The organism is Arthrobacter sp. 01T414, assembly GCF_056398965.1.
The window spans coordinates 157,988-182,807 of sequence record NZ_JBFTQK010000007.1; the positions used below are offsets into that span (position 1 = coordinate 157,988).

Consider the following 24,820-nt stretch of genomic DNA (forward strand, 5'->3'; position numbering starts at 1 on the left):
TTGCCCATAAGACGATCCACCAGGACAATTCAGGCGAAGCAACAGGAGTAGACCAGTGCAGCAGAGAGCAAGCATCCCGGACGGGCGGCGCGTCGCCGTGATCGGAAGCGGGGTGGCCGGACTGACCGCCGCCTACGTCCTGAACCAGCGCGACCACGTGACGGTGTTCGAAGCGGATGCACGGCTCGGGGGCCACGCCCACACCCACGATGTCCGCCAGGCCGACGGCTCCGTGTTGGGCATCGACACCGGCTTCATTGTCCACAACAACCGGACCTACCCCACCCTGCTGCGGCTGTTCAAGGAACTCGGCGTCCAGACGCAGGAATCGGAAATGAGCATGTCCATCCGCTGCGACGGCTGCGGTCTGGAATATGCCGGGGCCCGGGCCGGCGCGCGGGGCATCATCCCGCGCCCCTCCACCCTGCTGCGCGGCCGCTACCTGCTCATGCTGCTGGAGGTCACCCGCTTCTACCGCCGGGCCCGCGCCCTGCTGGCAGAGGCCGACGCCGCCGCGAGCAACCCTGGCACGGGCGCTGACGCTCCAGAGCTCACCCTCGGCGAGTTCCTGGACCGGGAGAAGTTCAGCAGCTATTTCATCGTGCACTTCATGACGCCCGTGGTCAGCGCCGTCTGGTCCTGCGACCCCACCACCGCGCTGGCCTACCCGGCCCGCTACCTCTTCACCTTCCTGGGCCATCACGGGCTCCTCGGCGTCAAGGGCTCCCCGAAGTGGCGCACGGTCACGGGCGGCTCGCGCAGCTACGTGGACAAGCTCGCCGCCACGCTGCCGGACATCCGCCTGTCCGCTCCGGTCACCGGCGTCCGGCGGCACGACGGCGGGGTGGATATCACCACGGCGCTCGGCAGTGAGACCTTCGACGCCGTCGTGATCGCCACCCACCCGGCCCAGGCGCTGCGGATGCTCGAGGATGCCAGCCCCGCCGAACGGGACGCCCTGGGCGGCATGCCCTACTCGGTCAACCACACCGTCTTCCACCGCGACGACGCCGTGCTGCCCGCCAGCGACAACGCCAAGGCTTCCTGGAACTACCGGCTGCCCTCCTGCGACGCCCGCCCGGACCGGGTCCTGGTCAGCTACGACATGACCCGCCTGCAGCGGCTGGAACCGGCGGACGGCAAGCGCTACATCGTCAGCCTCGGCGAGTCGGAGCTGATCGGCGACGGGACCGTCCTCGACCAGATGGTCTACGAACACCCGCAGTACACGCCGGATTCCTTGCGCGCCCAGCAGCAGATCCTGACCCTCGGCGACGGCAGCCTGGCGTTCGCCGGCGCCTACCACGGCTGGGGCTTCCACGAGGACGGCGCCCTGTCCGGCGTCCGCGCCGCCGCGAAGCTCGGACGCGAGTGGGAACAGGCCGACGCTCCCAACGGGCAGGTGCCGGAACTGCAGTCGGCTTCTGTGGAGCGCGCATGACCGGCAGCTCAGCCATCTACCGCACCTCGATTGCCCACGTGCGGCGCAGCCCGCTGCACAACGCCTTTACCTACCGCAGCTACAGCTGGTACGTCGACGTCGATGCCCTTCCCGAGCTGCCGCGTTGGCTGTCCCCGCTGGCGGGATTCTCCGTGGCGGACCACCTAGGCGATCCCAATGGCACGCTGCGCGGCAACGTCGAACGCTACCTCGCTACCCAGGGGATCACCCTCGACGGCGGCAGGATCACCATGCTGACCAGCGCCCGCGTCCTCGGGCACGTCTTCAACCCGCTCAGCCTGTTCTGGTGCCACGACGGCGCGGGGGAGTTGCGCTGCGTGGTCGCCGAGGTCCACAACACCTACGGGGAACGGCACTGCTACCTGCTGGAGACGGACGACGCCGGACGGGCCACCGTACCGAAGGCGTTCTACGTCTCGCCGTTCAACGACGTCGACGGCGACTACCGGATGAAACTGCCGGAACCCGCCGAGCGTCTCGCCGTCTCGATCGTCCTGGAACGGGATGGGCAGAAGCCTTTCGTCGCCACCATGGACGGCATCCGCCGCGACGCCGCGGTGCCGAACATCCTGGCCGCGGCGCTCGCCGTCCCGCTGGCGCCGCTGCGGGTGGCCGCGCAAATCCGCTGGCAGGGAATCAAGCTTTGGGCACGTCGGCTGCCCATCATCAAAAGACCACACCACCCCTCACAGGAGGCAGTCCAGTGACCATGACCGAAGCGACCGGATCCCAGCCGGCGCAGACGAACCCTGCCCAGGCGAAGCCGTCAGGCGCAGGCCAGGCACCTTCAACCACGGCCGTGCCCTACAAGGTGCCGCAGCCTCCGGCGAATATCGACGCCGCGATCTGGCCCAGCATCGCCACCGTGCCCTCAAGCTTCAAGGCCCGGTTGGCCGGGAAGGCCGCGGATGCGATCTTCCGCGCTGCCGTGCGCCGCCTGCCGCTGGAGGTGCGCTACCCCGACGGCACCGTGCTCGGAAAGGCCGCGGTTGAGCCGGGCCAGTCCTTCCCGGTAATGACCATGAACCGCCCGGAGGCTTTCGCTGCCCGACTCGGAGACGGCGGACTGATCGGCCTTGGCGAGTCCTACATGGCCGGGGACTGGGACGCGGACGACCTCACGGCCGTGATGGAAGTCTTCGCTGCCCGGGTAGGGACGCTCGTACCCGAGCCGCTGCAGAAGCTGCGCGGGCTGTACCTGCCCCGCACGCCCCGCACCGAGCGGAACACGGAGCAGAACACCCGCTCCAACATCTCCCGGCACTACGACCTGTCCAACGAGCTCTTCGCGACCTTCCTGGACAGCACCATGACGTATTCCAGTGCTCTCTTCCCGGAGAGCGGCGACGAGCTGCGGAACGTTGCCTGGGACGGCCTCGCCGCCGCCCAGCAGGCAAAGATCGACCGCCTGCTGGACAAGGCCGGCGTCACGCAGGGAACCCGGGTACTGGAAATCGGCACCGGCTGGGGCGAACTGGCCCTCCGGGCCGCAGCCCGCGGCGCAACGGTCTACTCCGTGACCCTCTCCAGCGAGCAGCAGGAGCTGGCCCGGCAGCGCGTGGCCGAGGCCGGCTACGCCGACGCCGTCACGATCGAGCTCAAGGACTACCGCGCCGTCGAAGGCGAGTACGACGCCGTCGTCTCCGTTGAGATGATCGAAGCGGTGGGCTATGAGTACTGGGCCACCTACTTCCAGACGATCGAGCGCGTCCTGGCCCCGGGCGGGAAGGTCGCCATCCAGGCCATCACGATCGGCCACGACCGGTTGATCGCCACCCGCACCAGCTACACCTGGGTCCACAAGTACATCTTCCCGGGCGGGGTCATTCCCTCGGTCCGGGCGATCGAGGAAATCACCGAGAAGCAGACCGGCCTCCGGGTCCGCGAACGCCTCGCCATGGGCGAGCACTACGCCCAGACCCTGCGGTTGTGGGAGGAGCGCTTCATGGCCCGCGCCGCGGACGTCGAGGCCCTCGGGTTCGACACGATCTTCCAGCGGATGTGGTTGTTCTACCTGTGCTACTCCCGCGCCGGCTTCGAGACCGGCTACCTGGACGTGCAGCAGATCGTGCTGGATAAGGCGTCCAGCAGGGCAACAGCCAATGCTTCCAGCGGACGGATCGCAGGATGACGGCGGCGCTCGCAAGCACAATCGCGGATGTCCTCCGCCCGGTGGTCGGCGGAGAACTCCCCGTCCGGCTGGTCGTGTGGGACGGCAGCGAGGCCGGTCCGGCCGGGGCGCCGGTGGTGCGGCTCAACTCGCCGGACGCAATCCGCCGGTTGCTCTGGGCGCCGGGGGAGCTGGGTGCGGCGCAGGCCTACGTCACCGGGGAACTGGACGTCGACGGCGACCTCAACTCGGCGCTGGAGCACCTCTGGAAGGTGGTCCGGGACCGCGGCTTGACCGGCGTCCGGCCGACGCCGTCGGTGTTGGCCGGGGTGGCTAAAATTGCCAAGGTCGCCGGGGCCCTCGGTACGCCGCCGGAGCCGCCGGCCAGCCAGGCCCGGGTGAAGGGCCGGCTGCACAGCCTGATCCGGGACCGCGCCGCCATCAGCCATCACTACGATCTCAGCAACGACTTCTACGCGTTGATCCTTGACCCGCAGATGGCCTATTCAAGCGGCTACTGGATGGATTCCCGAGGGAACGCCGCTTCGGGTTACGGCCTTGAGGACGCCCAGCGGGACAAGTTGGATCTGGTGTGCCGCAAGATCGGGCTGAAGCCGGGTATGCGGCTGCTCGACATCGGTTGCGGCTGGGGCTCGCTGAGCCTGCACGCAGCGCAGCACTACGGCGTCGACGTCGTCGGCGTGACACTTTCCGTCGAGCAGAAGGCATTCATCGACGCGCGGATCAAGGAACGCGGCCTGGAGGGGCGCGTCGAGATCCGGGTCCAGGACTACCGGGAGATCCCGGACGGACCATTCGACGCCGTGGCCTCGCTCGAAATGGGCGAGCACGTGGGTCAGCGCAACTACCCGGTGTATGCGGGTGCACTGTTCAACAACGTGGTCCCCGGCGGCCGCGTCCTGGTGCAGCAGATGTCGCGGCGCGGCAAGCACCCCGGGGGAGGACCGTTCATCGAGTCGTTCATTGCCCCGGACATGCACATGCGTCCGGTGGGGGAAACGCTGGGATTCCTGGAGGAGGCCGGCCTCGAGGTTGAGGGCGTCGAGGCGATGCGCCGGGATTACGTCCGCACCCTTGAGGCCTGGTACGCCCGATTCGAACAGAACCACGACGCCGCCGTCGCAATGATGGGTGAGGAAATTGCCCGGGTCTGGCGGCTTTACCTGGTGGGCGCACTTCGCAGCTTCGCGGAAGGCCGCATGGGGGTGGAACAGATTCTCTGCAGCCGTCCGGAGTAACGGCTTGGCAGCAGGCTGGGCGCTGGGTGCGACGGCACCCGGCGCCGGGCTCAGCCGGAAAGGGACTTGCCCAGCGCTTTCGCGAACATCCACGGCGTCTGCTTGACGCCGCTGCAGTTGCTCGAAGCGCTGCTGTCGGGTTCCGGCTGGCTGGTAGCGGTGCACGCGACGTCGCGGTTCAGCGACCACATGGAGAGCCGCCCGATGCCGCGATCCACGGCGAAGCTGTTCAGGCCCTGTGCGTCCGCGAGCGTGAAGACTTGCCCCTTCACATCGTTCATCCCGATCATCGGGGTGAGTCCAATCAGTTGCCAGGCGGCTGCGTCGTCGAGCGGCTTGCCGGCCTTTTTATAGAGTGCACTCAGCGTCTTGTGGGTAGCCTCGGCGGCGCTCTTTGCCGCGGCGAGCATCGTCTGGCCCGGCGCGAGTGGCTCAAAGTCCATCACCATGATGTTGATTCCGGCGAGTTCAACTCCGGCGTCCAGCATGGCTGTCACGGACTTTTCGCCCTCCGCCGTCAGGCCCTGCAGGGAAACGGGAAGCGTCAGCCATACGTTCAACGGGTTGACGGAAGGACGTTGGGCCTGAAGTTTCGCGGCGGCCGCGGCACGCCGTTTTGTTGCGGCCTGGTCCTTCAGCCCGGTGCCTTCAATATCGAAGTCGACAGTATCGAGTCCGTACCTGGTGATGACCGCCGAGTAAGCCCGCACGAGCGCGTCGACGTCCGTGCAGGCCGCGGCGAGTTCGGTGCCGAGCTGGCCTCCAAAAGAGACAGCGATGTCATTGCCAGCCGCGCGGAAGGGTCTTATTTGGCTGTCGACGCTCAGCCTGGCGGCGGCCTGATCAAGAGTGTGGACGCCGTCCCAAGAGGGCTGGCAGGGGTTTTTCGGATGTGCGGTAATGAAGGACAGGACCGTGGTGGCGGCTCCTTGGGGCGCCGTGTCCTGCAGCCGGACGCCCGGGCTGAGGGTGACGTCCAGGTAGCCCCCAAACCACTGAGGGGCCTGCGTGGGCTGGCTCCCGCGTGGCTCCTGGCCATAGTTGGCCGGCGGTGCGGGAGAACAGGCGGCTACCGCCAGCACGACGGCGATTGCCGCGAGGGCCCCGCTCCGTCTGCCGGAGCGGGGCCTATGCCGTCGGTGCATATTTGCTCCCTACGTCCACGTGGGTGGCCTTCTTTTCGCCACGGATCCAGGGCCCAGGCTACAACGGGGCCAGGCTGTCCGCCGGTGCGGGGGCCGGGGCCAGGGAACTCAGCTTTGCCTGGCCCGTAGGCATCAGCACACTGTTGGTGCGTTCCGGCCTGTACCAGCCGACGGCGGTGCCCCGCAGTGCCAGAATCGCGGATCCGAACACTACGTAGGCGCGGAGCGGTTCGTAAATGAGCCGGTAGATGGGGACCATGAGCAGGTGCATGGGACTCTCATGGACCATCAGGACCGCCACGATCGAAATGATCATGTGGGTTGCGGCGACGAATATCGAGAACGCTGCAACGGCTTGCCATTCTCCGCGGGCCAGGCTGGTTACTGCGACGATGACCGTTAGCGGCATGAACACCAGCGGGACCAGCACCGAGATCAGTGCGTACGGCATGGTCAGCATGCCGAGGGCGCCGAAGTGCGGATTGAAGAGCATGGAGCGGTGCTTGTACAGCGTCTGGATGTTGCCGTAGGTCCAGCGGAGCCGCTGCTTGAACAGTCCCCGGAGGGTCATGGGCGCCTCGGTCCAGGCGACGGCGTTGTTCTCCTGGACGATGCTGTAGCCCAGTTGTTGCAAGGACAGAGTCAGGTCGGCGTCCTCAGCAAGCGTGTCGTGGGAGTAGCCGCCTGCTTGGATGAGGGCCTCCCGCCGCCAGGCTGCGCAGGCGCCCGGGACAATGGAGATCGCTCCCATCAGCCCCTCCGCCATTCGGGTGACGCAGATGCCGGACAGATATTCGAGGCTTTGCCAGGCAGTCAGGAGATTGCGCCGGTTTCCGACTTTCACGTGCCCGGCGACTGCTCCGACTATCTTCCCGTTCCGCGGCGCCAGGAAATGGCGTGCAAACATCTTGATCGTCTGCGGTTCGAAAAGTGTGTCGCCGTCGAGCGTAACCACGATTTCTCCGCGGGACTGGGCTATGCCGTGGTTGCTGGCGGCGGACTTTCCGCCGTTGGGCTGGTCAATAACTCGCAGTTGCGGCCAGGTCCGGGCGTATTCGGAAAGTACCGAGAGGGTCCCGTCGGTTGAGCCGTCGTTAATGGCGACGACTTCCATCCGGGGATAGTCGCTGGCCCGCAGGGCGTCCAGGGTTTTGGCCACGACGAGTTCTTCGTTGAATACCGGTAGAACCACGCTGACGAATGGCCAGTCTTCCTCCTTGACGTCCGCCCAGCGACGTTTCTTCTGCCGGTGATTGTTAATAACGGCAAGCACCACGTAGAGGAACGTCAGGATGGTAAGGGAGCCGATGCCGAACCAGAAAAGCCAGGTCAGGATGACGTTCGGAGTTACCAGGTACGTTGTCATCGYGGCCAGGGTGGCCTCGTCTTCCACGGAGCCTTTGACGTCGGTCTGCGGAATGTATTCCGCCGGGAGCAAAGGCTCGACCGTGGTGAAGGTGTAGCCCATCGCTTTCGCCTGCGGGATGAAAGTCTTAAGCATTTCGATCGTTGCGCTGCGGTCGCCGCCACCGTCGTGAACCAGGACAATGTGTCCCTGCCCGTCAAGCTTCTGGGCCTTGATCGGAGCGCCGGGAGCGTAGGACCAGTCGCGGGTATCAAAGTCCATGTTGATGTGGAGGAAACCCAACTGCTGGGCCTGCAGGAGGGCCAGGGTGTTGTTTTCCGGATCTCCGGTGGGGATCCGGAACAGCCGTGTCCCGTAGTTGTCGGCAGCGCGCATCACCCGGTCCGCCCCAATAAGCTGCTGGCGGTTGAAGAGGTCGTCGTGGGCCCAGAAATCGATGTGGGACATCGTGTGGTTTCCGACCATATGACCTTCCTGGGTCATGCGGCGGAAGATGTCGGGATACTTGACGATATTGTCGCCAACCGTGAAGAACGTTGCCGGCACGCCTTCCTTGGATAGCAGGTCAAGGATTTGCGGCGTATTCCGAGGATCGGGACCATCATCGAAAGTCAACATCAAGGTGTGGTCCGCCGGCTTCCCAAACGATTCCATGGCGTACGGGCTGTTGCCGATCAGATCAATTTCGTCGGCTGTTGCCTCCCGCCAGATGGTGTCACTGAAGGGGTCCTTGAGGAAGACCTTGCCGTTTCGCCGCTCGATGAGCGCAATCCGGTCGAAGACGAAGCCGCCTTCAGGGCCGATGTGGGGAATATTCCGCAGGTCCTGGGTGGCCAGCAATTTCCGCGGGTAATCCACCGACTGGTTCACCGGCGCTTTCCAGACCGGAGCGCTGGCGGCGGGCAGGATCCATACGACCGAGAAAACGATCAGCAGTACACTCGCCACCAAGGCGACGAGAATCCGTCGCCACCGTTTTCCACTGGGATCGAAGAAGACCGGTGCAGTGCCGGAAATTGGGGATGATTTCGTCATGGATTGCCTCGCCAGGAAATCTTGTGTGATGACGCCCCGACCTAGGTCAGGGCGTGAGCGCCAGCTCTGTTGTCCGGGGGTCAAACCCGGAACTGGCGATCAGTTCGCGGAGGGAAAAATTGGCGCTCATCTTGATCTCTCCCCGGAAGCCGCACGAGTCGCCGGTTCGCGGCGTACCCTCATGCCTTCGAGGTTAGGAGCGCCCAATGGGGTCACACACGCGTAGAAAACACTCGCGTTTTCGGGGCGGCCCTACGTGGTTTCATGGGCCGAGTACCGCGATTGGTGCCGAGTGGCGGGTGCGTGCGGGGTAGGTGGCCGTGGTGCCGCGGGCCGCCGGAGGGCGGCCGGAAATTGTGGCTATCGCGGCAGCAGGGCGCAAGGGTAGCGTTCAAGGTACGTGGTGGGTATTAGGGGAGGCGGAGGCTGCATGCGCAGAGAAATCGGACTGGCCGCGGGCTTGCTGTCGGTTGTCCTGGCCGTCGCCGCGTGCGAGGGCGAGCCGCCGGCTCCGCCGGCTCCGCCGCCACCGACGTCTCCGGCGGCATCGGGACTGACGGCCGCTCCGGACACCTACATCACGGCCTACACGTGGTTCGACAACACACCCGAGGGCTCTCCGGACATCAGCCACCCGGTGCTGCACAAGAAGGCCGGCGGGGCCGGGACGTACGCGGATCCGGTGACCATCGCCGTCGGGCATTCATTGGCGACGGGCCATGACGTCCTTGATTTCCCTGCCGGCACCCGGATCTACCTGCCCGATGTTCGCCGCTACTTCATCGTGGAGGACACTTGCGGCGACGGCCCTACCCCCGAGGATGGGCCATGCCACGCCATGGCCGCCAGGCACGGCGGCGCATCCAGCTGGCTTGACGTCTGGATTGGCGGCGAGGGGGAGAGTGAGTCCTTTGCCAGGCGCTGCGCCAACCAAATAACGGGCGTCCGGGCCGCGATCTTCCACCCAGCGGACAACTACGTCGTAGCCTCCGGAAATGGCGTGATCCACGACGGCAAGTGTGACAGCGGTTACGGGAACCAGCTCGTCACGACGTCAGCGGCCCCCAAGACACCCTGAGATCGGGAAGAAACGTCCAAGACAGGCCAAAGGACCCTGTCGATTGGCCTCTCCATGACATGCAAGGTAACGTTTAGGTCACCGGTTGGCGCACACGCCTGGCGGAGCGTCCTGAACGCTCCCGCGTGTGATAAGTCCCCAGGTGGCAGCGCCTTTGCGTTCCGCAGACCGTGACCAAGTCCGGGCAGGACATGTCTTCGGACGACTGCTCGTTTTCCGCACTCCATGAATAGGCTTTATTTTCCATGCGCAGAAACCATCTGCTGGCTGCCGGCATGCTCTCGGTTCTACTCGCCACCTCGGCGTGTGGCGCCACCGGCGCCGCCAACTCGACCGAACAGTCCTCAGGATCGGCCAACGCCGGTGTTGAAGCCACCTCCACCACCGCAGCGGACAAGCCGTCCGCCGAAATCGGAGCCTCCCAGCGTGCCGCTGCCGAGAAGGCCAAGGTTGCTGCTGCTGCCGCCAAGAAGGCAAAAGCGGCAGACGCTGCCGCCAAGAAGGCTGCAGCCGCTGCGGCAGCTAAAAAGGCTGCCGTGAAGGTACCCGCAGCGCCGGCAGTGCCCGCTGTACCGGCCGTGGTTCCCGCCGCGCCCAAGCCGGCCCCGGCGCCGGTAGTTCCGGCGTCCTCGTCTGAGCGGATTGTTCACACCACCTACACGACGGCGTACACCTGGTACGACAACACGCCCGTGGGTTCGGCCACGATCAGCCACCCGATCCTGCACAAGACCGCAGGCGGCACCGGCACCTACCAGGACCCGATCACCATCGCCGTGGGCCACTCCACGGCCACCGGCAAGGACGTGCTGGACTTCCCCGCCGGCACCCGGATCTACCTTCCGGACGTGCGCCGCTACTTCATCGTCGAGGACAGCTGCGGYGACGGCAACGACCCGCAGGGCGGCCCCTGCCACCAGGGCACCAACGTGGAGGGCACCAATTCCACCATCTGGATCGACATGTGGATCGGCGGCCAGAGCATGAGTTCTGACGGCGCCGATAACTGCGCCAGCAAGGTAACCAACATGCGGACGGCTGTCTTCAACCCGGCCAGCAACTACGCGGTGGCGCCGGGCGCAGGTGTCATCCACGACGGCAAATGCGACGCCGGCTACGGGAACACTCTCCTGAAGCGGTAGCTGTCGAGAGACTGACTTCCGGCGCCGTCCGGAAGCCCTGCGGGGGCTGGCGAAACTTCGCCAGCCCCCGTTTTTCATCCGCGCCGGAGGCCAAAGACCCTTGTCTTTGGGCTGGGACGAAGCAGAATAGAGCGGAGTAGTAGCACCCAAAAGGGGAGGGCGCCATGCGTCGGTCCGGACCGTGCTTCAAGGCAGTTTCCGTAGGGTTTTGCGTCGCCGCCCTGCTGGCGGCGTGTTCGCCGGGCGGCCCGCCGACGGGGGCCGGGACGACGGCTCCAACGTCCTCGCCAAGCCAGTCCGCAGGCTCAAAGACGGGCCTGAAGCCCGCAGCCCAGGCATCCCCGCGGCCGACCGCGCAGGCCGCCTGGAAGACGTATTCGACCCCGGACGGCGAGTTCATGTTCGACTATCCACCGGACTGGGTCGTCAAGGACCGGGCGCCTGAGGCGGCGCCGGGAGGTGTCTTCCTCGAAGTCCTCACCGGCAACGGAAAGTCGATCGCCACCCTGCGCACCAACATTGTGACCAAAGCGAACTGCGCCCAGAAATCGCCCTATGCCGTGATGGACTCGCAGGAGCTGCCGGCGCTTGCCCAGGACGGCGTGAAGCCGCGCTTTGTTTTCGAGGGGCGGGACGACCATGAGTCCTACCCGTCAAGGCCGGCCCCGCTGTCCTACGGGATCACGTCCGCCCCGATGCCAAGCGGCCGCAGTGCCTGCCCGATATTCCAATTCTTCAACTGGCCGCCGGGCGTGGCGGCCTTCAGCGGGGTCTATGACCCGCTCGTCCCGGTCCAGGGGGAAGCGCCGGACGTCGACACTCCGGAGGCCTATACGGGCACCGAGGAGTACGACTCGTTGCGTCAGATGATCACTTCGCTGCGCCCGGCTGGCTGAGCGCCGCCCGGACCCGGCCAGCCGGCCCTCCCTTAGCTGTGCCTTCGCCCACTGGAGGCGGTGCTTTATGCCACTCCGGGGCCTGCTGGGACGGAGCCGCGACACGCCGTCCGGAATCCGACACGCGGAGTGGTTAATTGTGGCTAAGTACTCCACAGGGTGTGGATTTCGTCCGTGAAAATGGCTGAAATCCGGACATTTTGAGGGCCCCGGGCTGTGGATTAAAAGTGGGTTAAATGACATACTTGTAATACATCATCTTGGGGTCCGCGCGGGGCTCTTGCACTACATGTAGTATCGACATACAGTTCGAGCGGAGCGGTTGCAGACCGCCAGGCGGGGCCAGTAACGGATAAGGATTCCTGTTCCGGTCAGGCCCACCGGACACGAACCACAGATTTCAACAAAGGGGACTGAAGGACATGACCGTTACGGTTTACACGAAGCCGGCTTGCGTGCAGTGCAACGCCACCTACCGCGCTCTCGATAAGAAGGGCATCGCCTACCAGAGCGTCGACATCTCCCAGGATGCCGAGGCCCTTGAGCGCCTCAAGGCCCTGGGCTACATGCAGGCCCCGGTCGTCGTCACCGACGGAGACCACTGGTCCGGGTTCCGCCCGGACAAGATCGAAGAACTGGCGCAGGCTGCCGCCGTCGCGGTTGCCTGAAACGCTACCCAAGGCAACACCACGTCGGATGAGGTGACTCCCATGGCTGCACCGGCAACCGCCGACCGGCCGCTGGCAGCAGAGACCGTGGACTCAGCCACGCTCCGGACCACCAGCAGCCACCTCATCTACTTCTCCTCTACCTCCGAAAACACCAAGCGCTTCGTGCAGAAGCTCGGTGTCGACGCCGCCCGCATCCCTCTTCTGTCGAAGGAGCCGGCGCTAGTGGCCACCGAACCGTACGTGTTGGTCCTTCCCACCTACGGGGGGACCGGGGGAGAGGGCTCGGTTCCGAAGCAGGTCATCCGCTTTCTGAATGATCCGAGAAACCGGCAACAGCTCCGTGGAGTGATCGGGGCGGGCAACACGAACTTTGGGGACAACTACTGCATGGCCGGCGACATCATCGCTGCCAAATGCCAGGTCCCGCACCTATATCGTTTCGAACTCATGGGGACGCCGGAAGACGTCAGCCGAGTACAACAAGGATTGGAAGAATTTTGGACACGACTGTCGCAGACACCGCAGTAGAGGGGATCGGCGCTCCGGCCAACACCGCCGTCGACAAGCACACAGTCCCCGGCGAGAAGCCGGCCCTGCCGGCCGCCTACCAGGGCCTGGGCTACCACGAGCTCAACGCCATGCTGAACCTCTACGGCCCGAACGGAGAGATCCAGTTCGAGGCCGACCGCGAGGCCGCGCACCAGTACTTCCTGCAGCACGTGAACAACAACACCGTGTTCTTCCACGACCTTGAGGAAAAGCTCGACTACCTCGTCAAGAACGAGTACTACGAGCGCGAAACCCTCGATCAGTACACGATGAACTTCATCCGCGAGCTCTTCAACCGCGCCTACAAGAAGAAGTTCCGCTTCGAGACCTTCCTCGGCGCGTTCAAGTTCTACACCTCCTACACGCTGAAGACCTTCGACGGCAAGCGCTTCCTGGAGCGCTACGAGGACCGCGTCTGCATGGTGGCCCTGCACCTGGCCCGCGGCGACGAGAAGCTCGCCACCGCGATGGTGGACGAGATCATCGAAGGCCGCTTCCAGCCGGCCACCCCGACGTTCCTGAACGCCGGCAAGAAGCAGCGCGGCGAGCTGGTCTCCTGCTTCCTGCTCCGCATCGAAGACAACATGGAATCGATCGGCCGCTCCATCAACTCCGCGCTGCAGCTGTCCAAGCGCGGCGGCGGCGTTGCCTTCGCGCTGACCAACATCCGCGAGGTCGGCGCGCCGATCAAGCAGATCGAGAACCAGTCCTCCGGCGTCATCCCCGTGATGAAGCTCCTCGAGGACAGCTTCTCCTACGCCAACCAGCTCGGTGCCCGCCAGGGTGCCGGTGCCGTGTACCTGCACGCGCACCACCCGGACATCTACCGCTTCCTCGACACCAAGCGCGAGAACGCGGATGAGAAGATCCGTATCAAGACCCTCTCGCTCGGCGTCGTGATCCCGGACATCACCTTCGAGCTGGCCAAGCGCGACGAGGACATGTACCTGTTCTCGCCGTACGACGTCGAAAAGGTCTACGGCATGCCGTTCTCCGACGTCTCGGTCACCGAAAAGTACTACGAGATGGTGGACGACTCCCGGATCAAGAAGACCAAGATCAAGGCCCGCGAGTTCTTCCAGACCCTCGCCGAGATCCAGTTCGAATCCGGCTACCCGTACATCATGTTCGAGGACACCGTGAACCGGGAAAACCCGATCGACGGCAAGATCATCATGTCCAACCTGTGCTCGGAGATCCTCCAGGTTTCCCAGCCCACCACGTACCACGATGACCTGTCCTACGACACCACCGGCAAGGACATCTCCTGCAACCTGGGCTCGCTGAACATCGCGAAGACCATGGCCTCGCCGGACTTCGGCCTGACCATCGAGACGGCCATCCGGTCCCTCTCCGCGGTCTCCGACATGTCCAACATCACTTCGGTGCCCTCGATCGCCCGCGGCAACGACCAGAGCCACGCGATCGGCCTCGGCCAGATGAACCTGCACGGCTACCTGGCCCGCGAGCGGGTCCACTACGGTTCCGAAGAGGGCCTGGACTTCACCAACATCTACTTCTACACGGTGCTGTTCCACGCGGTCCGCGCCTCCAACAAGCTGGCCATCCAGACCGGCCAGACCTTCGGCGGCTTCGAGAAGTCGAAGTACGCCTCCGGCGAGTTCTTCGAGAAGTACATCAACCGCGAATGGGTCCCGGAGACGGCCAAGGTTGCCGAGCTCTTCCAGAACATTCACATCCCCACTCAGGATGACTGGCGGGAGCTGAAGGCTTCCGTCATGGAGCACGGCATCTACAACCAGAACCTGCAGGCCGTCCCGCCGACCGGTTCGATCTCCTACATCAACAACTCCACCTCCTCGATCCACCCGGTGGCCTCCAAGATTGAGATCCGCAAGGAAGGCAAGCTGGGCCGCGTGTACTACCCGGCGCCGTACCTGACGAACGACAACCTGGAGTACTACCAGGACGCGTACGAGATCGGCTACGAGAAGGTCATCGACACTTACGCCGCGGCCACGCAGCACGTGGACCAGGGCCTGTCGCTGACGCTGTTCTTCAAGGACACCGCCACCACGCGCGACATCAACAAGGCCCAGATCTACGCCTGGAAGAAGGGCATCAAGACCATCTACTACATCCGTCTCCGCCAGCTCRCGCTGGAAGGGACCGAGGTAGAGGGCTGCGTCAGCTGCATGCTGTAGGCAGCCGCTGAAGGCTTGAGTACGACGGCGGGCGCCCGCCCGCCGTCGTACGCTTTAACTTAGAGAACTACCCAACATTGAGGGGATGACATGACCGAGAAGGTCAAGCTGTTGAGCCACGTCGAGGCGATCAACTGGAACCGCATCCAGGACGACAAGGACGTGGACGTCTGGAACCGCCTGGTCAACAACTTCTGGCTGCCGGAGAAGGTGCCGCTGTCCAACGACGTCCAGTCGTGGAACACCCTGACGCCGGCCGAGCAGCAGCTCACGATGCGCGTGTTCACCGGCCTGACCCTGCTGGACACCATCCAGGGCACCGTCGGCGCCGTCTCGCTGATCCCGGACGCGCTCACCCCGCACGAAGAGGCTGTCTACACGAACATCGCCTTCATGGAGTCGGTGCACGCCAAGAGCTACTCTTCGATCTTCTCCACGCTGGCCTCCACCAAGGAGATCGACGAGGCGTTCCGCTGGTCCACTGAGAACGAGAACCTTCAGAAGAAGGCCCAGATCGTCATGGACTACTACCAGGGCGACGACCCGCTGAAGCGCAAGGTGGCCTCCACGCTGCTGGAGAGCTTCCTGTTCTACTCGGGCTTCTACCTGCCGATGTACTGGTCCTCTCGCGCCAAGCTGACGAACACGGCCGACCTGATCCGCCTCATCATCCGCGACGAAGCCGTGCACGGCTACTACATCGGCTACAAGTTCCAGAAGGGCCTGGAGAAGGTCTCCGAGGAGAAGCGCCAGGAAATCAAGGACTACACCTTCGAACTGCTCTTCGAGCTGTACGAGAACGAGGTCCAGTACACGCACGACCTGTACGACGGCGTCGGCCTGGCCGAGGACGTCAAGAAGTTCCTGCACTACAACGCCAACAAGGCGCTGATGAACCTCGGCTACGAGGCCATGTTCCCGGCCTCCGTCACCGACGTGAACCCGGCAATCCTCTCGGCTCTGTCGCCGAACGCAGACGAGAACCACGACTTCTTCTCGGGTTCAGGTTCGTCGTATGTGATTGGCAAGGCTGTCAATACTGAGGACGAGGACTGGGACTTCTAGTTCTTCTGTTTACAGGAGCGCGTCGGCCTACTTGCAGGACCTGTAGGTAGGCCGACGCCCTGGCCAAACAGTCCACAAGGACGGTGCCTGCTCGGTGCCGTCCTTTTTCATGCCACGGGGTCTGTCAGGAAACGCGGCCCAAAAATCCCCTGGAACGGGGTCAGCGTCTGCTCGGCGTCGTACCATGAGCGCGTCATACCACCAACAAATCCATGGGGGAACTTTGAGCTATCCGCAATATACGCAGCAGCAGGACCCGCACCAGGCCCTGCAGGGAGGCGAACCGCCGCTGTGGGCACCCTATTACGGTGCGCCGTTGCCGGCGGCCGTCAAGCGCTTCTTCAAGAAGTATGCGACGTTCAGCGGCCGCGCCAGTCGAAGTGAATACTGGTGGTGGGCGCTCGTGTCCGGCATCGTCTCCATCGTCCTGAACGTCATCATGGTTGCCGGCGGCTCGGCCGGCGCGAAGCTTGGCCCCAACGGCACCAGCGTCCCGGGCGCGGGCATGATCGTGGGACTGATCCTGGCCGGTATCTGGGTGCTGGCGGTGCTGATCCCGTCCCTGGCTCTCATGGTCCGCCGTCTCCACGACGCCAACTTCAGCGGATGGATGTATCTTCTGGTGCTGATTCCGTTCGCCGGACCGTTCATCATTCTTGTCTTCACCCTGATGGGCCCTAAGCCCGAAGGGCAGCGTTTCGATGAGCCCGTCCACCAGGCCGGCGTCTGGCAGCCCTAAGCCGCCCGCAGGAACAGGAAAGCCCAGCCGTCGGTGACGGCGGGGCTTTCCTTGTCTTGGGCCTGCTGGCTGAGCGATCCGGCGAAGCTAGGGCTGCTTCGGCGTGCCATTTTCCGCGGAGCGCGGTGCCCTGATGCTGAGAGCGACCAGGATCAGCCACAGAGCCAAGGCAGCAGCGCCAACGAGTGTGAGGGTGGCGCTCACCTGGGCTACGGCAGAGGCCGGCTCGTTCCGTCTCCACGCGAACCAGGTGACGCCCATGAAGCCCGGCCAATAGGTCAGGAACGAAAAGCCGAGGAGCGGCATGGCTGGTGCGGCTTCGCTCAATCCGCTGAGGTCGTTGCGTCTGAAGAGACTCAGCATCTCCCCGTTGTCGGGGTCGTGACCGGTCAGGGAGTTCACCGCGAAGATGACGCCGAGGATGACGGAAGCCCCGAGCCCGAAGGCCAGCAGCCCGAGGGGCCCTGATGGTGGGGCCATGGCGGACAGGACCGCGGCTGCGCTGGTGGATGCTGCGTCCGTGATGATTACGCCCAGGATGATCAGGTTGGCCGCGGCGCAGATACCGACCGCAAGCCGCCCGATCACCGGAGTTGTTACCGCGTCTGACTTTGAGGCCCCCATGGCTGAAAGTGTAGGCCTCTGTAGCGGCACAGCTCTTGCGTTCGGGGACATCTTTTTTCGACCGCTATGCGCCAAGAAGCCCCTGCCCCGGATAGTCGGGACAGGGGCCTCAGGGCGTGGGGTGCCCGATCAGCTTGTGTGTGCTGATGCCCCGGGCTCGAGGGTGAACTGCTTCGGGAGCTTCATCGAACGCTCGGCCATGACCTGACGGAGCCGGTTCGGGTAGTCGGTGATAATTCCGTCGACTCCGTAATCCATGAGGGCGCGCATCGTCGGCTTGTCATCGACGGTCCACGGGATGACCTGCATGCCCTTGGCGTGGGCGCGGGACACCATGTCTGCGGTGACGTAGGGGACGTAGTTGGCGTCGGTGACGGTCCCGTTTTGCGGCGTGCCGTGGACCGGGGAAATGGCGTCGAATCCCAGGGACGCGGCCGCGTCCACCAGGTCGCCGCGGAAATCGTCAGCATCGATGCCGCCGAGCCACGGCGACTTGCCGGGCTGCCCGGCCTGCAGGAAGTCCTTGTTGGTCAGTGCGACGGTGCGAATGCCGGGCTGGCGTTCCTTTACCAGGCGGAGCGAGCCCCAGTCGAAGCTTTCGATGGAGACGCGCTCGGCCATGTGCGCCTTGTTGATTTCGCGCAGGGCGACGTCGACGAACTGCTCACGCGGAGCGGTTTCTTCCGGGGCGCCGGCTTCTACCTTGGTCTCGATGTTGAACTTGACCTGGCTGGCCCGGTAACGGTTCGCCAGGTCAAAGACCTCGGCGAGGGTCGGCATCTTCGCGCCCGGGGACGCTTGCTGGCCCGGGAACTGCGGCAGGCTGGAGGAACCGCAGTCCAGGCTGCGGACCTGCGCGAAGGTGAGGTCCTTGATGTATTTGCCGACATACGGGAACTTGGGGTCGCCTGGGGTAACGGGTGCCGTGTCGCGGCACTTGTCCCCGTTGATCTTCCGGTCGTGGGTGATCACTTCACGGCCGTCCTTGGTGATCTGCAGGTCCATCTCGAGGGTGCTGACGCCGGTCTCGATCCCCTTGGCGAACGAGGCGAGCGTCGATTCGACGGTAAGGCCAATGCCACCGCGGTGCGCCTGCAGGTCAAAGTGGTTGTCGGTGCCGTTCGGGTTGGTGTCAGCGGCCTGGGCCGGGAGGGATGTTCCCAGGGCGAGGCCGGCGGTGATGGCAGCAGCGGTCAGCAGCTTTGTGTACTTCATGGGTTCTCCAGGGTAGTTGTGATGGTGAAGGTTCAAGGCACGTACCGCTATGGCTTGCGTGCCGGGAGTACGAGGAGGGCGTCGCCTACGGGGCGTTCGCCGGTGGCGTCGGAGGGTGAATTCACGACCCGGCGGCCCTGGACCATGGTGGTGGATCCGCCGCCGTCGAGGTTCATGGCGGTGACCATTCCCAGGGACCGGGCCACATGTGCTTCTTCATTCAGGCTTAGGCCCAGGGATGTGGTTTGGCGTCCATCTACGGTGACCAGGAGGGTGCGGCCCTGGGCGTCGACTCCCGCGAAGGTACGGGGATTCCGCTTGTGGACCCAGCCGTAGAAGAAGCTGTTGTTGTCATCGGAGCGGACCATGCCGTCTCGCTTGGCCGTGACGTTGAGCTGGCCGTTTTGGACGAGGGTGGGGCCGCCGTTGACGACGTCCGTCGTGGCACGGGTCTTTAGGCGTTTGCCGGCCTCATTGATCAAGTCTGTGTCGACCTTGAGCTTGGTGCCGGGGGTTGCGAGTGTAGCGAGCTTGTCCGCGTCCGCCCCGATGGCCTGAAGGCTCCGGCCGCCGGCAGGGATGGTGGTGCCTCGGGTGTGGTTGACCGCGGTGACGGTTCCGTGGGCGTCGAGGATGACTTCGAGTCCAGGCCCGGACGGCGTGGAGGGCCCGAACTCCGGAGTGAAGGCGACGATCTCGTCCGCATCGGTGCACGTGAAGTCGTGCAGCGGCAGGTTTGTGGGGGTGTCGTCGGTGCCTCCGCAGTTGCGGATGAGTCCCGGAACACGGTCAATCCCGTCCAGGGGGAGTGCCCCGGGCCTACCCGGGGCGGTGACCGCACCATGCCAGTGCAGACGCTGTATGGAAGTCCCGTTCTGGTCCAGGACCAGGGAGGGACGGTCCCCGACCGGTTCGCTGAGCACTTTGCCTTCGTGGACCGCAGCGCCGGCGGGATCACCGGGGGCGCCGGCCTTCGGGTCCATGACGAAGTAGCCGCCGTTCGTGGCGGCCAGGGCACCTGCCGCGGCAGCGAGTGAGCTCGTGGTCTCGCGGTCCTCCAGGCTGGGGCCGGCCGAGGAGGTCAGGCTGCCGTTGAATTTCTTGGGGTCGATGGTGAGCACCTGGAGGTTCCAGGGGCCACGGTCATCCTCGCTGGTCCCGGCGTCGCCGTCCCAGCCGGTGTAGATGACGGAGGACGTGTAGCCGGCCGCCTTGATCTGGTCCACGGTCGCGGTTCCGTCCGCCTTGGCCGTAAACTGTCCGGCCCGAACCCTATAACCGAGGTCTCCGCCGGCATCTGCCAGCTGCGGTGACTGGACGTGCTCGACCCTGGCCGCGATCCCTGCAGACTTCAGCCTGTCTGCGACCAGTTGGGCCCGGGCCTGCGTGGCCAGTGCCGATGCGGGGGCGTCCGGGTCGGGAGAGGTGGACGGGACGGCCACTTCGGCGGTCCAGAAGAAGTCCGGGTTGGGGGTGCCGCGGGTGATGATGGTCCGGGTCAGGCCCGGGGCCAGGGTGGTCACGGTGCGCGTTTCCGGCTGGTCCGCTGCGCCAAGGTCAAGATGGCCCGGCTTTGAGTGTGCGGCCGTCTGCCGATCCGGGGCCGGAGCAGCGGGTGCCGCGGTGGAGACTCCGGCCGGCGAAAGAAAGGCGAGGGGGAGGCTCACGGCGACGGCGGTGATAACTACGCGGCGGTGACGCTGATTGGTGTCGATCATGGTCACCCACGCTAGGGTCGCGAGGATGCGGAACCGGTACCCACACGCCGCCGTTTATCCGGCTTTCGGGAACTGTTCACCGCGGGTTGGGGTAGAAATGTCCGGACGTTCCCCACAAGCGTGGTCACCCCCAATTACGCCTTCAGCACTGCTCGGCCGGCCGTGCAGACAGGGCCGACCCCGGCGTGACCAGTGGCACCGGTCTTAACTGGGTTACAGCAGACCGGGGCTACCTCCGCGGCACTCCGGCGGCGGACTCCGCTGCCGTCAGTGCATTGCCGAACGCAGACACGGCGGACCGGTAATTTGCCGTGTCGCCTTCCGACCTTACCTGCTCGGCTCGGCGCCGAGCCCGGAGCATGGCCGCGGTGGCGGGGAAAGCAGCATCGGACATCGACGGAAAATCGAACTGCAGTTTCGGGTCCACCTCGTACGCCAGCCACCGGCTGTCGAGAAGTTTGTGCTGGGCCGCGGCGGCCCCAAAGGCGTGGGCGTCGGCCAGCGACAGCCCACTTAGCCCTCCGGAGGCCACGCCAGCGGCTTCCTCCACCCTCCAGGTGGCCTCGCGCTGGCGCTGCAGCGCCTGTGCTGTCCCCAGCTGCCGCGTGTCCTTGAGTCGGTGCTTTAGGACCATATTGTTCTCATAGATCCGGATTTCCTCCGGGGCCAGCGTGTCGAGCTCCGCAGCGCTTCTGCTCACGACGTCGGCCGGGCCCCGCCGGCTGGCAACGCTGCTGCTTGGAGTGGGGAACAGGAATTTTCCAGCCAAGAAGCCTCCGGCCAGGACGGCGAGGACGACCCAGTCCGGTGCGCCTGCGGAGCCGCTAGAGCCGGCAAGAAAGAAGCCGCCCACACTCGTGAGCGCCTGGCCCGTGGTGAATGTCAGGCGGGTTTTTCCGAGCCGCCTCACCTTCCGGTGCGTGGTGAGCTGCCGGTAGTGAAAAGAACGTGCCTTTGCGATCCAGTCGCGTGCTCGGTGCACCAGCGGCGGCCTGTCAGTCATGTTCCCGAGGATACAGCGGGGGACAGACGTCACCAGCCGCCGCGTGTGGGGGTGTGCCCCTTCCGGGCATCGTCTGGCATGGCCATTTCGGCCCGGAGGCCCAGGAGCCGGATAGGCCGGCCGACTTCTATCAGGGCCGCGAGGTCCATGGCCCTCGCCAAGATCTCGTCCCGGTCGAACGTCTCGGGCACCTTCCGCCCGTGCGTCTTGGTCACGAACGGTGCATACCGGACCTTCAACGTCAGGCCCACCACCGGCCGTCCTTCGGCCGCGACATCCTCGAGGACCTGCGCTGTCAGCTCCCGCACGGCGTTGTCGACGTGGGCAGGCTCGGTTAGGTCCCGCTGGAAGGTGGTCTCCCGGCTGTGCCCGCGGGCGACCCACGGAGTGGGGTCCACGACGTTCGCGCCGTCGCCGCGTCCCAGTTCCGCGTACCAGGGACCCATCCTGGGGCCGAACTCCGGCACTAGCAGCTGGGGGTCGGCCGCGGCGAGCTCGGCGACAGTAGTGATGCCGAGCTTGGCCAGCCGGCCGGAGACCTTCGTTCCGATGCCCCAGAGCTCTTTCGTGGAGCGGCTGCCCATTACATCCAGCCAGTTCGCTGCCGTGAGGCGGAAGACGCCGGCAGGCTTGCCGAACCCGGTGGCAACCTTGGCCCGGACCAGGGTATCGCCGATGCCTATGCTGCAGTGCAGCTGCGTTTGCTCCAGCACGGCTCCCTGCACCTGCCGGGCATAAGCCTCGGGATCGTCTGACCTAATGCCCACAAAGGCTTCATCCCAGCCCAGCACCTGGACGGTGGCGCCGGGCTGCGCGTGCAACGTTGCCATCACCGTTTCGGACGCCGCAAGGTAAGCCTCGTGATCAACGGGCAGGATGACGGCGTCGGGCACTTTGCGGGCCGCAACGCGTAACGGCATTCCGGACCCCACGCCGAAGGCCCTGGCTTCGTAGGAGGCGGTCGACACGACGGCTCGTTCGGTGGGGTCGCCCCGCCCGCCGACGATGATCGGCTTGCCCGCAAGCTCGGGCCGCCGGAGCACTTCGACGGCGGCGATGAACTGGTCGAGATCGACGTGCAGCACCCAGCTGATTCCGTTCACGCCACCAGTCTGCCCTAAACGCCCCGGGCCGGCGCCGGCTTTTCGTCGAACCTCCGGACCGGGCCCGCGGCAGCTGGCCTAGCGGAGATGGAACGTTGCAAGCCCCCAGTACATGAGGGCCCGGCGGACACCCGGGAGCGCCTCAAGGGTATGGGGTCCGGTGCCGTGCATCAGGATGACGCCGCCAGCCCGGGCGCGAGGGGTGAAGCGGTCGCCGAACTGGACGCGGCGGATGATGGTGGCGGCCGAGGATCCGTCCCAGTCCCGCGTATCGACCGTCCAGAATGCGGGGCGGCAGCCGGCGCGGGCCAACGCGTTGTAGACCCGCAGGCTGAAGGCCCCGGCGCCATAAGGGGGCCGACACAGTTTGGGTGACGTGGTGGGCAGGGCGCTGCCGTGGCGGCGGACCTCGGTGTAGATCTGAGCGGAGGTCATCCGTGAATAGTCGCCGTGGTCGAAACTGTGGTTGCCCAGCAGCTGGTGGGCCTTAATGAGCTGCGTGCGGTACGTAGGGTGGGCCAGCATGCATGTGCCGGTAAAGAAGAAGATGGCCTGCACGTTGTTTTTGCGCAGCCAGTTGAGGATCCCGGTGAGGCGAGCCTGGCTGGCGCAGTCATCGAAGGTCAGGCGAACTTTCGCGCCGTGGTAGTAAAGATGCAGGATATTGGACTTCTCGGCGGCAGACAGGCGGGACGCGGAGTGCAGTTGCGGCATGGGGCTGGTGACCGTTTGGATTACTGCCGGCCGGGCGGCGGCCACGGTGGGCGTTGGAGCGTTAAACCCCATGACCACCATCAGAGTCACAAGCATCAGCCGCAAGATCTTCATGTGCCGCCACCTCATTAGCAACCGGGAACGCCCCTCGACGCGATCAAGCACGATTTGTTCCCGGACTTAAGCTTCCGGCCGGAAACTCCGAAGCACTAGAGCCAACAGGCCCGTCGTCGAGCAGTCGAGAGGGGAGAAGCTCATTGCCAAAGAAGACACTTGAACCTTCAACTAAAGCCGGGTAGAATGATTGTCATGACGCAGACCATCGATCGCCCTCCCGTTCTCTTCCTCAGCCACGGTGCGCCGCCGCTGGCCGACGACGCCACCTGGACCCGGGAGCTGAGCAACTGGTCCGGCTCCTTTGATAAGCCCAAAGACATCCTCATGGTGTCCGCCCACTGGGAGAACGCCCCGGTCACGCTCAGCGCCACCGGACGCAATCCCGGCCTGGTCTACGACTTCGGCGGATTCGCGCAGAAGTACTACGAAGTCACCTACGACGCCCCGCAGGCGCCCGGGCTGGCCGCCGAGGTGGAGAAGCTCGTGGCCGGCCACGGCCACCACGTTGAACGGGACGAGAGCCGCGGCCTGGACCACGGCGCCTACGTCCCGCTCAAGGAGATGTTCCCGGAAGCGGACGTGCCGGTCGTGCAGATGTCCATGCCCACCCTCGATCCGCAGGGCCTGTTTAACTTGGGCAAGTCGCTGGCGCCGCTGCGCGACCGCGGCACGCTGATCGTTGGCTCCGGGTTCACCACCCACAATCTGCGGTGGTTCAATCCTGCGGGCGGCCCGGACAGCACCCCGCCGTCGGTCTCCCGCGAGTTCGACCACTGGGCGGAAGAAGCCATGGCCCGCGGCGACGTCGACTCCATCCTGGACTTCCTCAACAAGGCCCCGGCGGCCCGCGAGGCGCACCCCCGCAGCGAGCACTGGGCCCCGCTGTACGTGGCCCTCGGGGCGGCGTACGAGTCGGGCGCCCTGCAGGCCAAGACCGCCATCGACGGATTCTGGTTCGGCCTGTCAAAGCGCTCGTGGACGCTGACCTAAGCCACGCCCCGGCAGGGCCTGGAGTTGCGGGCGGAAAAGGCTAGCCTCGTCCCGCCTGGGTGACGAAGTGTTCGACCCTGCGGTCCGGAACCAGCCAGATCAGCGCCACGACCGTATAGACGGCCACCCCCAGCAGCGGCTGGGCCACTCCCAATGCGATGCCGGCCAGGTAAATCAGCGGCGAGACTTTGCCTTTCCAGTCGCGGCCGACCGCGCGGGAGAGGGCTCCCGCCCTGCCTTGCCGGCGGATCAGCGCCTGCTGCAGGACGTAGTAGGCGATGGCCGCGCAGAGCAGGTTGATGCCGTAGACCAACACCGGCACCTGGACGAAGCCGGATTCATCCATCCAGCGGGTGGTGAAGGGGAACAGCGACAGCCAGAACAGCAGGTGCAGGTTGGCCCATAGGATCGCGCCGTTGACGCTGTCGGCCAAGTGGATCATGTGGTGGTGGTTGTTCCAGTAGATCCCGACGTAGACAAAGCTGAGCAGGTAGCTGTAGAACGTCGGCAGGACGGCGGCCAGCCCATGCCAGGTCGGTTCCTCCGGGACCCTCAGCTCCAGGACCATGATCGTGATGATGATGGCCAGCACGCCGTCGCTGAACGCCTCCAGGCGGTTCTTGTTCACGCCGATCCCTCCATCCAGTCATCATG

The 24,820-nt window shown here is 65.2% G+C and carries 22 protein-coding genes; 13 read left to right on the forward strand and 9 right to left on the reverse strand.

Annotation, left to right across the window (positions count from 1 at the left end; all coding sequences use genetic code 11):
• Positions 1–55 precede the first annotated feature (55 nt).
• From AC1DK9_RS15720 to AC1DK9_RS15735, 4 genes are read left to right on the forward strand one after another with little or no spacing between them, the layout of a single operon-like run.
• Positions 56–1,441: an NAD(P)/FAD-dependent oxidoreductase gene (locus AC1DK9_RS15720; RefSeq protein ID WP_476862861.1), complete on the forward strand. Its 1,386-nt coding sequence runs from the start codon at positions 56–58 to the stop codon at positions 1,439–1,441.
• On the forward strand, positions 1,438–2,169 hold the full coding sequence (locus AC1DK9_RS15725; protein ID WP_476862862.1) for a DUF1365 domain-containing protein: 732 nt from the start codon (positions 1,438–1,440) through the stop codon (positions 2,167–2,169). Before AC1DK9_RS15720 ends, AC1DK9_RS15725 begins: the two co-directional genes overlap by 4 nt.
• Positions 2,166–3,593: a class I SAM-dependent methyltransferase gene (locus AC1DK9_RS15730; RefSeq protein ID WP_476862863.1), complete on the forward strand. Its 1,428-nt coding sequence runs from the start codon at positions 2,166–2,168 to the stop codon at positions 3,591–3,593. Before AC1DK9_RS15725 ends, AC1DK9_RS15730 begins: the two co-directional genes overlap by 4 nt.
• A complete protein-coding gene (locus AC1DK9_RS15735) occupies positions 3,590–4,831 on the forward strand; it encodes a class I SAM-dependent methyltransferase (protein ID WP_476916495.1) in 1,242 nt (413 codons plus the stop codon). Before AC1DK9_RS15730 ends, AC1DK9_RS15735 begins: the two co-directional genes overlap by 4 nt.
• A gap of 50 nt (positions 4,832–4,881) precedes the next feature.
• Here AC1DK9_RS15735 and AC1DK9_RS15740 read toward each other — a convergent pair whose 3' ends face one another.
• The gene (locus tag AC1DK9_RS15740; protein WP_476862865.1) at positions 4,882–5,976 is read right to left on the reverse strand and encodes a chitinase; all 1,095 of its coding nucleotides are present in this window, start codon (positions 5,974–5,976) and stop codon (positions 4,882–4,884) included.
• Between the two features lie 58 nt (positions 5,977–6,034).
• The gene (locus AC1DK9_RS15745; RefSeq protein WP_476916496.1) at positions 6,035–8,377 is read right to left on the reverse strand and encodes a bifunctional polysaccharide deacetylase/glycosyltransferase family 2 protein; all 2,343 of its coding nucleotides are present in this window, start codon (positions 8,375–8,377) and stop codon (positions 6,035–6,037) included.
• Between the two features lie 430 nt (positions 8,378–8,807).
• On the opposite strand from AC1DK9_RS15745, the gene AC1DK9_RS15750 reads away from it, so the two are divergent.
• The 8 genes from AC1DK9_RS15750 to AC1DK9_RS15785 all read left to right on the forward strand — a co-directional run bounded on the left by AC1DK9_RS15750 (position 8,808) and on the right by AC1DK9_RS15785 (position 16,682).
• The gene (locus AC1DK9_RS15750) at positions 8,808–9,455 is read left to right on the forward strand and encodes a hypothetical protein (RefSeq protein WP_476916497.1); all 648 of its coding nucleotides are present in this window, start codon (positions 8,808–8,810) and stop codon (positions 9,453–9,455) included.
• A gap of 245 nt (positions 9,456–9,700) precedes the next feature.
• Positions 9,701–10,597: a hypothetical protein gene (locus AC1DK9_RS15755; protein WP_476916498.1), complete on the forward strand. Its 897-nt coding sequence runs from the start codon at positions 9,701–9,703 to the stop codon at positions 10,595–10,597.
• A gap of 164 nt (positions 10,598–10,761) precedes the next feature.
• A complete protein-coding gene (locus AC1DK9_RS15760; protein WP_476916499.1) occupies positions 10,762–11,493 on the forward strand; it encodes a hypothetical protein in 732 nt (243 codons plus the stop codon).
• 422 nt (positions 11,494–11,915) lie between these two features.
• On the forward strand, positions 11,916–12,161 hold the full coding sequence (gene nrdH, locus AC1DK9_RS15765) for a glutaredoxin-like protein NrdH (RefSeq protein ID WP_476862870.1): 246 nt from the start codon (positions 11,916–11,918) through the stop codon (positions 12,159–12,161).
• 42 nt (positions 12,162–12,203) lie between these two features.
• Positions 12,204–12,692, forward strand: a complete 489-nt coding sequence (gene nrdI / locus AC1DK9_RS15770) for a class Ib ribonucleoside-diphosphate reductase assembly flavoprotein NrdI (protein ID WP_476916500.1) — start codon at positions 12,204–12,206, stop codon at positions 12,690–12,692.
• A gap of 65 nt (positions 12,693–12,757) precedes the next feature.
• Complete coding sequence (gene nrdE / locus AC1DK9_RS15775; RefSeq protein ID WP_476916555.1) at positions 12,758–14,878, forward strand: class 1b ribonucleoside-diphosphate reductase subunit alpha; 2,121 nt, start codon at positions 12,758–12,760, stop codon at positions 14,876–14,878.
• Positions 14,879–14,968: 90 nt separating this feature from the next.
• Positions 14,969–15,943, forward strand: coding sequence for a class 1b ribonucleoside-diphosphate reductase subunit beta (gene nrdF, locus AC1DK9_RS15780; protein WP_018761532.1), 975 nt, complete (start codon positions 14,969–14,971; stop codon positions 15,941–15,943).
• Positions 15,944–16,166: 223 nt separating this feature from the next.
• The gene (locus tag AC1DK9_RS15785; protein ID WP_476916501.1) at positions 16,167–16,682 is read left to right on the forward strand and encodes a DUF805 domain-containing protein; all 516 of its coding nucleotides are present in this window, start codon (positions 16,167–16,169) and stop codon (positions 16,680–16,682) included.
• 87 nt (positions 16,683–16,769) lie between these two features.
• Here the strand turns inward: AC1DK9_RS15785 and AC1DK9_RS15790 are convergent, their stop codons facing one another.
• The 6 genes from AC1DK9_RS15790 to AC1DK9_RS15815 form a co-directional block, all read right to left on the reverse strand.
• On the reverse strand, positions 16,770–17,306 hold the full coding sequence (locus tag AC1DK9_RS15790) for a hypothetical protein (RefSeq protein ID WP_476862873.1): 537 nt from the start codon (positions 17,304–17,306) through the stop codon (positions 16,770–16,772).
• A gap of 129 nt (positions 17,307–17,435) precedes the next feature.
• Positions 17,436–18,521 (reverse strand): glycerophosphodiester phosphodiesterase, encoded by a 1,086-nt coding sequence (locus AC1DK9_RS15795; protein ID WP_476862874.1) that lies wholly within the window; start codon positions 18,519–18,521, stop codon positions 17,436–17,438.
• Positions 18,522–18,568: 47 nt separating this feature from the next.
• Positions 18,569–20,239, reverse strand: coding sequence for a phosphodiester glycosidase family protein (locus tag AC1DK9_RS15800; RefSeq protein ID WP_476916502.1), 1,671 nt, complete (start codon positions 20,237–20,239; stop codon positions 18,569–18,571).
• Positions 20,240–20,468: 229 nt separating this feature from the next.
• The gene (locus AC1DK9_RS15805) at positions 20,469–21,242 is read right to left on the reverse strand and encodes a hypothetical protein (RefSeq protein ID WP_476916503.1); all 774 of its coding nucleotides are present in this window, start codon (positions 21,240–21,242) and stop codon (positions 20,469–20,471) included.
• A gap of 29 nt (positions 21,243–21,271) precedes the next feature.
• Positions 21,272–22,345: a DNA polymerase IV gene (locus tag AC1DK9_RS15810; protein ID WP_476916504.1), complete on the reverse strand. Its 1,074-nt coding sequence runs from the start codon at positions 22,343–22,345 to the stop codon at positions 21,272–21,274.
• A 78-nt stretch (positions 22,346–22,423) separates the two neighbouring features.
• Complete coding sequence (locus AC1DK9_RS15815; RefSeq protein WP_476916505.1) at positions 22,424–23,173, reverse strand: polysaccharide deacetylase family protein; 750 nt, start codon at positions 23,171–23,173, stop codon at positions 22,424–22,426.
• A 195-nt stretch (positions 23,174–23,368) separates the two neighbouring features.
• Between AC1DK9_RS15815 and AC1DK9_RS15820 the strand changes: the two genes are divergently transcribed.
• Positions 23,369–24,166, forward strand: coding sequence for a dioxygenase family protein (locus tag AC1DK9_RS15820; protein WP_476916506.1), 798 nt, complete (start codon positions 23,369–23,371; stop codon positions 24,164–24,166).
• Between the two features lie 40 nt (positions 24,167–24,206).
• On the opposite strand, the gene AC1DK9_RS15825 is transcribed toward AC1DK9_RS15820, so the two are convergent.
• A complete protein-coding gene (locus AC1DK9_RS15825; RefSeq protein WP_476916507.1) occupies positions 24,207–24,794 on the reverse strand; it encodes a TMEM175 family protein in 588 nt (195 codons plus the stop codon).
• Positions 24,795–24,820: the final 26 nt, after the last annotated feature.